The 12,206-nt window shown below is 67.0% G+C and carries 14 protein-coding genes; 8 read left to right on the top strand and 6 right to left on the bottom strand.

Annotated features, from left to right (window positions below; all coding sequences use genetic code 11):
- Positions 1-71 precede the first annotated feature (71 nt).
- Genes FFS62_RS20075 through FFS62_RS20050 form a run of 6 tightly spaced genes read left to right on the top strand, consistent with a single transcriptional unit; the run spans position 72 to position 4,641 of the window.
- Positions 72-209, top strand: coding sequence for a lipoprotein (locus FFS62_RS20075; protein ID WP_021700061.1), 138 nt, complete (start codon positions 72-74; stop codon positions 207-209).
- A 9-nt stretch (positions 210-218) separates the two neighbouring features.
- Positions 219-1,466 carry a diaminopimelate decarboxylase gene (gene lysA / locus FFS62_RS20070; protein ID WP_137974627.1) on the top strand — a complete coding sequence of 416 codons (1,248 nt, stop codon included), beginning with the start codon at positions 219-221 and terminating at the stop codon, positions 1,464-1,466.
- A 10-nt stretch (positions 1,467-1,476) separates the two neighbouring features.
- Positions 1,477-2,307 carry a diaminopimelate epimerase gene (gene dapF, locus FFS62_RS20065; RefSeq protein ID WP_137974626.1) on the top strand — a complete coding sequence of 277 codons (831 nt, stop codon included), beginning with the start codon at positions 1,477-1,479 and terminating at the stop codon, positions 2,305-2,307.
- The gene (locus FFS62_RS20060) at positions 2,304-2,999 is read left to right on the top strand and encodes a DUF484 family protein (protein ID WP_137974625.1); all 696 of its coding nucleotides are present in this window, start codon (positions 2,304-2,306) and stop codon (positions 2,997-2,999) included. Before dapF ends, FFS62_RS20060 begins: the two co-directional genes overlap by 4 nt.
- Before the next feature lie 44 nt (positions 3,000-3,043).
- On the top strand, positions 3,044-3,937 hold the full coding sequence (gene xerC, locus FFS62_RS20055; RefSeq protein ID WP_137974624.1) for a tyrosine recombinase XerC: 894 nt from the start codon (positions 3,044-3,046) through the stop codon (positions 3,935-3,937).
- Positions 3,934-4,641: an HAD family hydrolase gene (locus FFS62_RS20050; protein WP_137974623.1), complete on the top strand. Its 708-nt coding sequence runs from the start codon at positions 3,934-3,936 to the stop codon at positions 4,639-4,641. The genes xerC and FFS62_RS20050 overlap by 4 nt, the downstream gene beginning before the upstream one ends.
- A gap of 128 nt (positions 4,642-4,769) precedes the next feature.
- Here FFS62_RS20050 and sutA read toward each other — a convergent pair whose 3' ends face one another.
- The 5 genes from sutA to glnK all read right to left on the bottom strand — a co-directional run bounded on the left by sutA (position 4,770) and on the right by glnK (position 8,811).
- The gene (gene sutA / locus FFS62_RS20045) at positions 4,770-5,096 is read right to left on the bottom strand and encodes a transcriptional regulator SutA (RefSeq protein WP_137974622.1); all 327 of its coding nucleotides are present in this window, start codon (positions 5,094-5,096) and stop codon (positions 4,770-4,772) included.
- A 78-nt stretch (positions 5,097-5,174) separates the two neighbouring features.
- Positions 5,175-5,618, bottom strand: a complete 444-nt coding sequence (locus FFS62_RS20040; RefSeq protein ID WP_137974621.1) for a secondary thiamine-phosphate synthase enzyme YjbQ — start codon at positions 5,616-5,618, stop codon at positions 5,175-5,177.
- 155 nt (positions 5,619-5,773) lie between these two features.
- The gene (locus FFS62_RS20035; RefSeq protein ID WP_137974620.1) at positions 5,774-7,024 is read right to left on the bottom strand and encodes an ammonium transporter; all 1,251 of its coding nucleotides are present in this window, start codon (positions 7,022-7,024) and stop codon (positions 5,774-5,776) included.
- 96 nt (positions 7,025-7,120) lie between these two features.
- Positions 7,121-8,437, bottom strand: a complete 1,317-nt coding sequence (locus tag FFS62_RS20030) for an ammonium transporter (protein ID WP_137974619.1) — start codon at positions 8,435-8,437, stop codon at positions 7,121-7,123.
- 35 nt (positions 8,438-8,472) lie between these two features.
- On the bottom strand, positions 8,473-8,811 hold the full coding sequence (glnK, locus tag FFS62_RS20025; RefSeq protein ID WP_021700071.1) for a P-II family nitrogen regulator: 339 nt from the start codon (positions 8,809-8,811) through the stop codon (positions 8,473-8,475).
- Positions 8,812-9,223: 412 nt separating this feature from the next.
- On the opposite strand from glnK, the gene FFS62_RS20020 reads away from it, so the two are divergent.
- Together FFS62_RS20020 and FFS62_RS20015 are read left to right on the top strand one after the other, a co-directional pair.
- Entirely contained in the window at positions 9,224-9,484 is a 261-nt protein-coding gene (locus tag FFS62_RS20020; protein ID WP_137974618.1) for an accessory factor UbiK family protein, read from the top strand.
- Between the two features lie 34 nt (positions 9,485-9,518).
- Entirely contained in the window at positions 9,519-11,012 is a 1,494-nt protein-coding gene (locus FFS62_RS20015; RefSeq protein WP_137974617.1) for a YifB family Mg chelatase-like AAA ATPase, read from the top strand.
- Between the two features lie 50 nt (positions 11,013-11,062).
- Here FFS62_RS20015 and FFS62_RS20010 read toward each other — a convergent pair whose 3' ends face one another.
- Positions 11,063-11,860: a gamma-glutamyl-gamma-aminobutyrate hydrolase family protein gene (locus FFS62_RS20010; RefSeq protein ID WP_137974616.1), complete on the bottom strand. Its 798-nt coding sequence runs from the start codon at positions 11,858-11,860 to the stop codon at positions 11,063-11,065.
- Between the last annotated feature and the right edge of the window lie 346 nt (positions 11,861-12,206).

Raw genomic sequence — 12,206 nt, 5'->3', positions numbered from 1 at the left:
GGCGTACATAGGCAAGGCGGCGGGGGGTCGGTATACTCCGAGCCATTCTCGATTTTGCAAAGGACTCCACCATGAAGCGCCTGCTGCTGCCCTTCATCGCGCTCGCCGTGTTCACCGCCGCTCTCGCCGGCTGTGGCCAGAAAGGCCCGCTGTACCTGCCCGACGACGACAAGACCGTCAAAGAACGCGACAAAGACGTCTTCCTCTAAGGGGGTTCCATGCAAGCCTTTACCAGCCGCGACGGGCAACTGTTCGCGGAAGGCGTGGCCCTGTCCGCCATCGCCGAGCGCTTCGGCACGCCCACCTACGTGTACTCCCGCGCCCATATCGAGGCCCAGTACCGCGCCTATGCCGACGCCCTGGCCGGCATGCCGCACCTGGTCTGCTTCGCGGTCAAGGCCAACTCCAACCTGGGCGTGCTGAACGTCCTGGCGCGCCTCGGCGCCGGCTTCGACATCGTCTCCCGTGGCGAACTGGAGCGGGTGCTGGCCGCCGGTGGCGAGCCCGCCAAGATCGTGTTCTCCGGCGTCGGCAAGACTCGTGACGACATGCGCCGCGCCCTGGAAGTGGGCGTGCACTGCTTCAACGTCGAATCGGTGGACGAGCTGGAGCGCCTGCAGCTGGTCGCCGCCGAGCTGGGCAAGACCGCAGCCATCTCGCTGCGGGTCAACCCGGACGTGGACGCCGGCACCCACCCGTACATCTCCACCGGCCTGAAGGAAAACAAGTTCGGCATCGACATTGAGCAGGCACCGGCCGTGTACGCCCGCGCCGCCGCCCTGCCGAACCTGCAGGTGGTCGGTGTCGACTGCCACATCGGTTCGCAGCTGACCACGCTGCCGCCCTTCCTCGACGCCCTCGACCGCCTGCTGGCGCTGATCGATCAGCTCGCGAGCCAGGGCATCCAGATCAAGCATCTGGACCTCGGCGGCGGCCTCGGCGTGCAGTACCGCGACGAGCAGCCGCCGCTGGCCGGCGACTACATCAAGGCCGTGCGCGAGCGCATTGCCGGGCGCGACCTGGCCCTGGTGTTCGAACCGGGCCGCTACATCGTGGCCAACGCCGGCGTGCTGCTGACTCGCGTGGAATACCTCAAGCACACCACGCACAAGGACTTCGCCATCATCGATGCGGCGATGAACGACCTGATCCGCCCGGCCCTGTACCAGGCGTGGATGGACGTCACCCCGGTGCAGCCACGCGACGGCGAGGCGCGCAGCTACGATCTGGTCGGGCCGATCTGCGAGACCGGCGACTTCCTGGCCAAGGGCCGCGAGCTGGTGCTGGCCGAGGGCGACCTGCTGGCCGTGCGTTCGGCCGGCGCCTACGGCTTCGTCATGAGTTCCAACTACAACACCCGCGGCCGCGCCGCCGAGGTGCTGGTGGATGGCGAGCAGGCCCATGAAGTGCGCCGCCGCGAGACCCTGGCCGAACTCTACGCCGGCGAAAGCCTGCTGCCGCAGTGAGGGCGCGATCATGCTATTGCGCTTCACCAAGATGCACGGCCTCGGCAACGACTTCATGGTCCTCGACCTGATCAGCCAGCACGCGCATATCCAGCCCAAGCACGCCAAGGCGTGGGGCGACCGCCACACCGGCGTGGGCTTCGACCAACTGCTGCTGGTTGAGGCGCCGACCACCCCGGACGTGGACTTCCGCTACCGCATCTTCAACTCCGACGGTTCGGAAGTGGAGCAGTGCGGCAACGGCGCGCGCTGCTTCGCCCGCTTCGTGGTGGACAAGCGCCTGACCGTGAAGAAGCAGATCCGCGTCGAGACCAAGGGCGGCATCATCGAGCTCAACCTGCGCCCCGATGGCCAGGTAATCGTCGACATGGGCGCGCCCAGACTCGCGCCGACGCAGATTCCCTTCCAGGCCGAGGCCGAGGCGCTCAGCTATGCGGTCGAGGTGGACGGGCAGAGCGTGCAGCTGGCCGCCCTGTCCATGGGCAACCCGCATGCGGTACTGCGCGTCGATGACGTCGACAGCGCGCCGGTGCACAGCCTGGGACCGAAGCTGGAGCACCACCCGCGCTTCCCGCAGCGGGTCAATGTCGGCTTCCTGCAGATCGTCGACCGCAAGCAGGCGCGCCTGCGCGTGTGGGAACGCGGCGCCGGCGAGACCCAGGCCTGCGGCACCGGCGCCTGCGCCGCCGCCGTGGCCGCCATCCGCCAGGGCTGGATGGACTCGCCGCTGCAGCTGGAGCTGCCGGGCGGCAAGTTGTCCATCGAGTGGGCAGGGCCCGGCCAGCCGGTTATGATGACCGGACCCGCCGTTCGCGTGTACGAAGGACAGGTTCGTCTATGAGTGACCAGGATCAGCTCGTGAAACTCGACTCCGAGAGCGTCGCCGCCTATCTGCGGCAGCACCCGGAATTCTTCGTCGACCACGAGGAGCTGATCCCCGAGCTGCGCATTCCGCACCAGCGCGGCGAGGCCGTGTCGCTGGTGGAGCGCCAGGTCAAGCTGCTGCGCGAGCGCAACATCGAGATGCGCCATCGCCTGTCGCAGCTGATGGACGTGGCCCGCGACAACGACCGTCTATTCGACAAGACCCGTCGCCTGGTGCTCGACCTGCTCGACGCCACCAGCCTGGAAGAAGTGATCGGCGCGGTGGAAGACAGCCTGCGCCACGAGTTCCAGGTGCCCTTCGTCAGCCTGATCCTGTTCAGCGAGACGCCGCTGGGCGTCGGCCGTTCGGTCAGCTCGGCCGAGGCCCACCAGGCCATCGGCGGCCTGCTCGGCGGCGGCAAGACCACCTGCGGCGTACTGCGCCCCAACGAGCTGGAGTTCCTCTTCGGCGCTGACGAGTTCGCCCAGGTCGGCTCCGCCGCCGTGGTCAGCCTCAGCCACCAGGGCCTGCACGGCGTACTCGCCATCGGCAGCCCGGACCCGCAGCACTACAAGAGCAGCCTCGGCACCCTGTTCCTCGGCTACGTGGCCGAAGTGCTGGCCCGCGTACTGCCACGCTTCGCCGCGCCCCTACGCTCGGTACGCTGATCCCGGGCCGCTGGCGGCCCACCCCGTCGTCTGCCGGAGTCGCCATGCAGAGCAGCCTCGACGCCTACCTCGAACACCTGCGCAGCGAGCGCCAGGTCTCCGCGCACACCCTCGACGGCTACCGCCGCGACCTGCTGAAAGTGCTCGCCCTGTGCGAGAAGCACGCCGTCACCAGCTGGGACGCCCTCGACACCCGCACCCTGCGCGCCATGGTCGCCCGCCTGCACGGCCTGGGTCAGTCCAGCCGCTCCCTGGCCCGCCTGCTCTCGGCGGTGCGCGGCTTCTATCAATACCTCGGCCGCGAAGGCCTGTGCCGGCATGATCCGGCCGGCGGGCTGACCGCGCCCAAGGGCGAGCGCCGCCTGCCGCGCGCGCTGGACACCGACCGCACGGCCCAGCTGCTGGATGGTGGCGTGGAGGACGACTTCATCGCCCGCCGCGACCAGGCCATGCTCGAGCTGTTCTATTCCTCGGGCCTGCGCCTGTCCGAGCTGGTCGGCCTGGATCTCGACGGCCTCGACCTGCCCGCCGGCCTGGTGCGCGTGCGCGGCAAGGGCAACAAGGCTCGCGAGCTGCCGGTCGGGCGCAAGGCACGTGAGGCCATGGAGGCCTGGCTGCCGCTGCGCGCCATGACCAGCCCGCAGGACGGAGCGGTGTTCGTCGGCCGCCAGGGCAAGCGCCTGACCCCGCGCGCCATCCAGCTGCGGGTGCGCCAGGCCGGCGTGCGCGAGCTGGGTCAGCACCTGCATCCGCACATGCTCAGGCACAGCTTCGCCAGCCACATGCTGGAGTCCAGCCAGGACCTGCGCGCCGTGCAGGAGCTGCTCGGTCACGCCGATATCGCCACCACGCAGATTTACACCCACCTGGACTTCCAGCACCTGGCCAAGGTCTACGACGGCGCCCACCCACGGGCCAAACGCAAGAGCGAATCCTGATGAGCATCCGCCTGATCACCTTCGACCTCGACGACACCCTGTGGGACGTGGCGCCGGTCATGCACAGCGCCGAGGCGGCGCTGCGCGACTGGCTGGCCGCCGAGGCGCCGCGCCTGGGGCCGGTGCCGATCGAGCACCTGTGGGCGATTCGGGCGCACCTGCTGCAGGCCGACCCCGGCCTCAAGCATCGCCTCAGCGAACTGCGCCGACGCATCCTGCTGCATGCCCTGCTCGACGCCGGCTATGCCCAGGGCGAGGCCGATGACCTGGCCGAGCTGGGCTTCCAGGTGTTCCTCGCCGCGCGTCATCAGGTGCAGCTGTTCCCCGAGGTGCATCCGACCCTGGAGCGCCTGGCCCTGCGCTACACCCTCGGCGTGATCACCAACGGCAACGCCGACGTGCGCCGCCTGGGCCTGGCCGACTACTTCCGCTTCGCCCTGTGCGCCGAGGAACTGGGCATCGGCAAGCCCGACCCGCACCCGTTCCAGACCGCCCTGCAACATGCCGGGGTGACGGCCGAACAGGCCGTGCATATCGGCGACCACCCCAGCGACGATATCGCCGGCGCCCGCGCCGCCGGGATGCGCGCCATCTGGTTCAATCCTCAGGGCAAGGCCTGGGAAGGCGAGCAGGCACCGGACGCACAGATCCGCAGCCTGGCCGAGCTGCCGGCACTGCTGGCAAGCTGGGAGCAGATTCCGTAGGAGCGAGCTCTGCTCGCGAACCCGGCGTAACGAGGCTATTCGCGAGCAGAGCTCGCTCCTACGCCGCATCAGAAGCGCCCATGAAAAAGCCCGCCGATTGGCGGGCTCTTTCATGCCGGCGGCAGTCCTCAGATGGGACGGCTGCCGTACTTGCTGTCCGGCTTCTTGGGCGGGTCGGCCACCACGTTGGGCTCGATCTCCTGCACCGAGCCGCCACGCGAGAGGAACTCCTCCATGGCCTTGGCCAGGGCGTCGCGCTCCTTCTGCTTGGCTTCTACGCTGGGCAGCTCCTCGATTTCCTCGGCAGCCTTGGCCTTCTTGCCGGGCTTGCTGCCGGGCTCGGCAGCGTCGCTGCCGTCGTCGCCGTCATCGCCGGCGTCGGCCGCTTCCAGCTCATCGCCCTCGTCCTCGTCGGCGCCTTCCAGGTCGTCCTGTTCCAGTTCTTCGTCGCTCATGTTCTACCTCATGACTTGCGCAGAGCAGGTTACTTATAGCCCAGCGGCACGCATTGCAAAAATGCCGCTGGAAAAATTTTATCGGCGGGTCGCGCCTTCGCGCAGCTCGCCTTGCAGGGTCGCCAGCACCCGACGGGAGCCGCCATGGTCGCGGTGCTCGCCGAGATAGATGCCCTGCCAGGTGCCGAGGTTCAATCGACCTTCGCTGACCGGCAGACTCAGCTGACAGCCCAGCAGGCTGGACTTGAAATGCGCCGGCAGATCGTCCGGCCCTTCGTAGTCGTGCTCGTAGCCTTGCGCACCCTGGGGCACAAGACGGTTGAAGAAGCGCTCGAAGTCACGTCGCACCGCACCATCGGCATTCTCGTTGATGGTCAGCGAGGCGGACGTGTGCTGCAGCCACAGATGCAGAAGCCCCACCCGGTAATCGGCCAGCTCCGGCAGTGCCTGCAGGAGCTCGTCGCTCACCAGATGAAAACCACGCGCCCGGGCACGCAGACTGATCAGCCGTTGTTGCCACATTTTCCAGCACCTGCAGCATCTACTGGCGGCGCATTTTAGAGCCTGTCCGCGGCCTTTTCACCTGGCCGACGCGGGAAATTTCCAATCCGTCGATGAGCTCGCAGCGGACAAAACGAAGGGCGCCGCAGCGCCCTTGGTTTGACCCGCGGCCGACGTCACTTGCGGGTGAACTCCGGATAGGCCTCCATGCCGCACTCGGCGATGTCGACGCCCTCGTATTCGTCCTCCTCGCTGACGCGCAGGCCCATGATCAGCTTGATCAGGCCCCACACCAGCAGGCTGGCGACGAACACCCAGGCGAAGATGCAGGCCGCACCGAGCATCTGCACGCTGAGGCTGGCGCCGCTGTTGGTCAGCGGCACCACCAGCAGGCCCCAGATGCCACTGGTGCCGTGCACCGAGATGGCGCCTACCGGATCGTCGATGCGCAGGCGCTCCAGCATGAGGATGCTGAACACCACCAGCACGCCGCCCACCGCACCGATCAGCGCCGCCTGCACCGCGCTCGGCGTGGACGGCTCGGCGGTGATCGACACCAGGCCGGCCAGCGCACCGTTGAGGATCATGGTCAGGTCGGCCTTGCCGAACAGCACCCGCGCCACCACCAGCGCCGCCAGCAGGCCACCGGCCGCGGCCAGGTTGGTGTTGACGAAGACCGTGGCCACCACGTTGGCGTCCTCGATGCTGCTGACCTTGAGCTGCGAGCCACCGTTGAAGCCGAACCAGCCGAACCAGAGGATCAGCGTGCCCAGTGTCGCCAGCGGCAGGTTGGCGCCGGGAATGGCGTTGATCTGCCCGTGGCTGCCGTACTTGCCCTTGCGCGCGCCGAGCAGGATGACGCCGGCCAGGGCCGCCGAGGCGCCCGCCAGGTGGACGATGCCGGAGCCGGCGAAGTCCTTGAAGCCGAGTTGCTTGAGGAAGCCGCCGCCCCAGGTCCAGTAACCCTCGATCGGGTAGATCAGGCCGCACATGACCACGGCGAAGGCGAGGAACGCCCACAGCTTCATGCGCTCGGCCACGGCGCCGGAGACGATGGACATGCAGGTGGCGGTGAATACCACCTGGAAGAAGAAGTCGGCGCGCTTGGCATAGCCCGGTGCGCCCTCGCCGCCCGCCGCGACCAGATCCACCGCGTGCTCGTCGCCGATCAGAAAGCCGAAGTTGGGCAGCACGCCGCCGTGGGCACCGCCATACATCAGGTAGTAGCCGACCAGCAGGTACATCACGCAGGCCAGGGCATAGAGCACGATGTTCTTGGTGAGGATCTCGGCAGTGTTCTTGGCGCGCACCAGGCCGGATTCGAGCATGGCGAAGCCCGCCGCCATCCACATCACCAGGGCGCCACAGATCAGCAGGTAGAAAGTGTCCAGCGCATACTGCAGGGGAATCAGAGCCGTGCTTTCCATCGAGTACTCCGTTGTACTGGTTGCACAGTGCCGCGCCGCCGTTGGCGCGCAATGAAAAACGCCCGGCGGACCGGGCGTTTGGTATTGCTGAGGGGCTTACAGGTTGTAGCCGCGCTCGTTGTGCTCGGAGAGGTCGAGGCCGACGGTCTCTTGCTCCTCGGTCACGCGCAGGCCCATCACCAGGTCCAGCACCTTGAGGATCACGAAGGTGACGATGGCGGTGTAGACCACGGTGAAGGCGACACCCTTGAACTGGACGAACAGCTGGGCGCCGATGTCTTCCACGGTGCCGAAGCCACCCAGGGCCGGCGCGGCGAACACGCCGGTCAGCAGGGCGCCGACGATACCGCCGATGCCGTGTACGCCGAAGGCGTCCAGGGAGTCGTCGTAGCCCAGCTTGCGCTTCAGGCTGGTGGCGCAGAAGAAGCAGATCACGCCGGCGGACAGACCGATGACGATGGCCCCCATCGGGCCGGCGGTGCCGGCGGCCGGAGTGATGGCGACCAGGCCGGCGACCACGCCGGAGGCGATGCCCAGGGCGCTCGGCTTACCGTGGGTGATCCACTCGGCGAACATCCAGCCCAGGGCGGCGGCGGCGGTGGCGATCTGGGTCACCAGCATGGCCATGCCGGCGGTGCCGTTGGCGGCGATGGCCGAGCCGGCGTTGAAGCCGAACCAGCCGACCCACAGCATGGCGGCGCCGACCAGGGTGTAGCCCAGGTTGTGCGGAGCCATGGCGGTGGTCGGGAAGCCCTTGCGCTTGCCCAGTACCAGGCAGGCCACCAGACCGGCGATACCGGCGTTGATGTGCACCACGGTGCCGCCGGCGAAGTCCAGCACGCCCCAGTCCCACATCAGGCCGCCGTTACCGGACCAGACCATGTGTGCAATCGGTGCGTAGACCAGGGTGAACCACACGCCCATGAAGATCAGCATGGCGGAGAACTTCATGCGCTCGGCGAAGGCGCCGACGATCAGGGCCGGGGTGATGATGGCGAAGGTCATCTGGAAGAAGATGAACACGCTTTCCGGGAAGGCACCGATCAGGCTGCTGGTGTTCAGGCCGCTGAGGAAGGCCTTGGACAGGCCGCCGACGAAGGAGTTGAGGTTGACGACCCCTTGCTCCATGCCGGTGGTGTCGAACGCGATGCTGTAGCCGTAGATCACCCAGAGGATGCTGATCAGGCCGGTGATGGCAAAGCACTGCATCATCACCGAGAGCACGTTCTTCGAACGCACCATGCCGGCGTAGAACAGCGCCAGGCCCGGGATGGTCATGAGCAGCACCAGCAGGCTGGCGGTCATCATCCAGGCGGTGTCGCCGGAGTTGAGTACGACCTCGTCAGCCATGGCCAGGCCAGGGGTTACGAGGGACAAAAGGGCTCCTAGCCCTGCGATCTTACGCAGAGTCATGTGTTTTTCTCCTGGGGCGTGTTGGGTTCTGAGGCTTAAACTGCGTCGGTGCCGGTTTCGCCGGTACGGATGCGGATGGCCTGTTCCAGATTGACGACGAAGATCTTGCCGTCACCGATCTTGCCGGTGTTGGCCGCCTTGGTGATCGCCTCGATGACCCGGTCCAGCTGGTCGTCGGCGATGGCCACGTCGATCTTCACCTTGGGCAGGAAATCGACCACATATTCCGCGCCGCGATACAGCTCGGTGTGGCCCTTCTGCCGACCGAAGCCTTTGACTTCGGTCACGGTGATGCCCTGCACGCCGATCTCCGACAGTGACTCGCGCACGTCGTCCAGCTTGAACGGCTTGATGATGGCAGTGACTAGCTTCATGAAACTTTCTCCCGTTTTGATGGACTCGCCCCAGGAAAACGAACCCGGCTCAAGTCTAAGCGCAGTGTCTGGCTTTTGAAACGCATCGCCCGCCCGTAGCCAGCCGATTCGATGCCCACCAACCGCCTCCGGTGAGGCACTCCCCCGCCTCATCCTGCACACCGGAACTGCATCGGTGCACGCGTCATGGGGTGTTAAGCAGAAAGCTTGCCAGCTATGCCAAAAGGCCACTTTTTCATGCAGTTAGTGCCGCGCTGCGGTGATTCGAGGAAATTGACTGGCAGGTCATTGCACAGCATTGGTGCGCAGCAGCTCCCGGTGATGATCAAAAATCGTGCACTGACCGTCCAACCCTGGCCGGCGCGGGCTGCGTGCTACACTGCCGGCCGTTTGCTCACGGAATAAACCGCCCATGCTGCCGCCCAAAGCCATTCTCGATACCCTCGCCAGCCATGCCTCGCGCCTGTTCAGCGGTGAGAATCCACTGCCGCGCAGCGAGTTCGAGGCGCAGCTCAAGGCCCTGCTGCAGAGCGCCTTCGGCAAGCTGGATCTGGTCAGCCGCGAGGAATTCGACAGTCAGATGGCCGTGCTGGCTCGCACCCGCGCCCGCCTGGAAGCACTGGAAGCCAAGCTGGCGGAGCTGGAAGCCCAACAGAAACCACCCGCCGAGTAAGCCCATCGGCGGGCATGCGATCAAGGAGTGATCCATGTCCCTGGCCATCGTCCACAGCCGCGCCCAGGTCGGCGTCGAAGCCCCGCCTGTCACCGTCGAGGCGCACCTGGCCAACGGCTTGCCGAGCATGGCCCTGGTTGGCCTGCCGGAGGCCGCGGTCAAGGAAAGCAAGGACCGCGTGCGCAGCGCCATCCAGAACTCCGGCTTCGAATTCCCCGCGCGGCGCATCACTCTCAACCTCGCCCCTGCCGACCTGCCCAAGGACGGTGGCCGCTTCGACCTGGCCATCGCCCTCGGCGTGCTGGCCGCCAGCGGCCAGGTACCGGTGGACAGCCTGGCCGAGCTGGAATGCCTCGGCGAACTGGCGCTATCCGGCGCCCTGCGGCCGGTACAGGGCGTGCTGCCGGCGGCCTTGGCTGCCCGCGCCGCCGGACGCACCCTGGTGGTGCCCAGCGCCAATGCCGAGGAGGCCTGCCTGGCTTCCGGCCTGAAGGTGCTGGCAGTCGACCACCTGCTGCAGATCGCCGCCCACCTCAACGGCCATACGCCGCTGGCGCCGCACCAGGCCAACGGCCTGCTGCGCGAGGTGCCGGCCTATCCGGACCTGGCCGAAGTGCAGGGCCAGCTGGCGGCCAAGCGCGCTCTGCTGATCGCCGCCAGCGGCGGCCACAATCTGTTGTTCAGCGGACCGCCCGGCACCGGCAAGACCCTGCTCGCCAGCCGCCTGCCCGGCCTGCTCCCGCCGCTGTCCGAGGAGGAGGCGCTGGAAGTGGCCTCCATCCACTCGGTGGCCAGCCTGGCGCCGCTGGCGGCCTGGCCGCAGCGTCCGTTCAGGCAACCGCACCACTCTGCTTCCGGACCGGCGCTGGTCGGTGGCGGCAGTCGCCCGCAACCCGGGGAAATCACCCTGGCCCATCAGGGCGTGCTGTTCCTCGATGAATTGCCGGAGTTCGACAGAAAGGTATTGGAAGTCTTGCGCGAGCCGCTGGAGAGCGGACAGATCGTTATCGCCCGGGCCCGCGACAAGGTGCGTTTCCCCGCCCGCTTTCAGCTGGTGGCGGCGATGAACCCCTGCCCCTGCGGTTACCTGGGCGACCCCGGCGGGCGTTGCCGCTGCTCGCCGGACCAGGTGCAGCGCTACCGCGCCAAGCTATCCGGGCCGCTGCTCGACCGCATCGACCTGCACCTCACCGTGGCGCGCGAGAGCACCAGCCTGCAGGCACCGGCGCAACCGGGCGAAGACAGCGCCAGCGTCGCCGGCCGGGTCGCCCTGGCGCGGCAACGGCAGCTCAAGCGTCAGGGTTGCGCCAATGCCTTTCTCGACCTGCCCGGCCTGCGCCGGCATTGCCCACTGGCCGAGCAGGACCAGCACTGGCTGGAACAGGCCTGCGAACGCCTCAACCTGTCGCTGCGCGCCGCCCACCGCCTGCTCAAGGTGGCCCGCACCCTGGCCGACCTGGAGCAGGTCGAGCACATTGCCCGCCCCCACCTGGCCGAGGCCCTGCAATACCGGCCGGTCCAGGCCTGAATGAAAAAGCCCGGCACAGGCCGGGCTTCTTAATTGAGCGATGCGCAGGGTCAGGCGGCGCTCGACCAGCTACGCGCCTGGCGCTGGCGGCAGGCTTCGCCGAAGGCCTCGAAGATCTTCACCGAATCCGGGTTCTGCGCGGCCTGCCATTCCGGGTGCCACTGCACGGCGAACAGGAAGGGCGACAGGCTCGGCGCATGGAACGCCTCGACCAGGCCGTCTTCGGCGCGAGCCAGCGGCTCCAGGCCCTTGCCCAGGGTCTTCACCCCCTGACCATGCAGGGAGTTGACGCCGATCTCCTCGCCGCCCAGCACCTTGGCCAGCCAGCTGCCGGACTCGATGCGCACCTTGTGCGCCTCGGCGTACTGCACGGCCACCGGGTCGTCGGTGTTCTCGCGATGGTCGTTGAAGCCCGGCTCGGCGTAGAGCTTCTGGTACATGTCGCCGCCCAGGGCCACGTTGATTTCCTGCATGCCGCGGCAGATACCGAAGATCGGCAGGCCGCGGGCGATGGCGGCCTTGATCAGCGGCAGGTCGAACAGGTCGCGGTCACGATCCTGGCTCTTCTCCGGGGTGAGGTTCTCCTGGCCGTAGAGGGTCGGATCGATGTTCGAGCCGGCGCCGGTGAGGTACACCCCGTCGGCCATGTCGAGGTACTGCTCGAGGTCTTCGGTACCGCAGCAGGTGGGCACCAGCACAGGCACGCAGCCGGCGATCTCCACCAGCGGCACGATGTATTTGTGGGTCATCACCTGATAGTCGTGGCCCTTGCGCTCCTGGGCGCCCATGGACATCAACACGACGGGTTTACGTTTGGCAGAAGTGGTCTTTGCGCTGTTGTTGGACATACGTCACCTTGGGGCAGGTCGGCCTGCCGTTGCTGTGCAGGTGGGTCGGGAGATCGACGCGCTACCTGTTTGGCACGGTTCCGTCTGTCGGCGGCGTAGCTGGGGCCTCGCCTGGAGGCATGGGAGTGGGAGGTAACGAACCTTCCGCGACGGCCGCATAACAGACGAACCGCCAGCACAGTCTCTCCAGGCCCGTAAAATATGTCAAACAAATCTTATCGAGAACGTTTAAGAATCAGATCGGTATATCGGCCAGAAAGCGCCATTATTCGGCGCATAAGGCCATGAGCGCTCTGCGCCACGCCCGGTAAAAGTCCATTATTTTTTACGCAACCCGATCGAAATC

The sequence above is a fragment of the Pseudomonas sp. F(2018) genome (assembly GCF_005508865.1).
Classification (GTDB): Bacteria; Pseudomonadota; Gammaproteobacteria; order Pseudomonadales; family Pseudomonadaceae; genus Aquipseudomonas.
Note: the sequence above shows the minus strand (reverse complement) of the source record. Positions and strands in the feature narration are given on the sequence as shown.

Excerpts from the sequence above, each read along its gene's own strand:
- FFS62_RS20075 (WP_021700061.1), top strand. The coding sequence starts at position 72 with ATGAAGCGCCTGCTGCTGCCCTTCATCGCGCTCGCCGTGTTCACCGCC.
- lysA (WP_137974627.1), top strand. The coding sequence starts at position 219 with ATGCAAGCCTTTACCAGCCGCGACGGGCAACTGTTCGCGGAAGGCGTG.
- dapF (WP_137974626.1), top strand. The coding sequence starts at position 1,477 with ATGCTATTGCGCTTCACCAAGATGCACGGCCTCGGCAACGACTTCATG.
- FFS62_RS20060 (WP_137974625.1), top strand. The coding sequence starts at position 2,304 with ATGAGTGACCAGGATCAGCTCGTGAAACTCGACTCCGAGAGCGTCGCC.
- xerC (WP_137974624.1), top strand. The coding sequence starts at position 3,044 with ATGCAGAGCAGCCTCGACGCCTACCTCGAACACCTGCGCAGCGAGCGC.
- sutA (WP_137974622.1), bottom strand. The coding sequence starts at position 5,096 with ATGAGCGACGAAGAACTGGAACAGGACGACCTGGAAGGCGCCGACGAG.
- FFS62_RS20040 (WP_137974621.1), bottom strand. The coding sequence starts at position 5,618 with ATGTGGCAACAACGGCTGATCAGTCTGCGTGCCCGGGCGCGTGGTTTT.
- FFS62_RS20035 (WP_137974620.1), bottom strand. The coding sequence starts at position 7,024 with ATGGAAAGCACGGCTCTGATTCCCCTGCAGTATGCGCTGGACACTTTC.
- FFS62_RS20030 (WP_137974619.1), bottom strand. The coding sequence starts at position 8,437 with ATGACTCTGCGTAAGATCGCAGGGCTAGGAGCCCTTTTGTCCCTCGTA.
- glnK (WP_021700071.1), bottom strand. The coding sequence starts at position 8,811 with ATGAAGCTAGTCACTGCCATCATCAAGCCGTTCAAGCTGGACGACGTG.
- FFS62_RS20020 (WP_137974618.1), top strand. The coding sequence starts at position 9,224 with ATGCTGCCGCCCAAAGCCATTCTCGATACCCTCGCCAGCCATGCCTCG.
- FFS62_RS20015 (WP_137974617.1), top strand. The coding sequence starts at position 9,519 with ATGTCCCTGGCCATCGTCCACAGCCGCGCCCAGGTCGGCGTCGAAGCC.
- FFS62_RS20010 (WP_137974616.1), bottom strand. The coding sequence starts at position 11,860 with ATGTCCAACAACAGCGCAAAGACCACTTCTGCCAAACGTAAACCCGTC.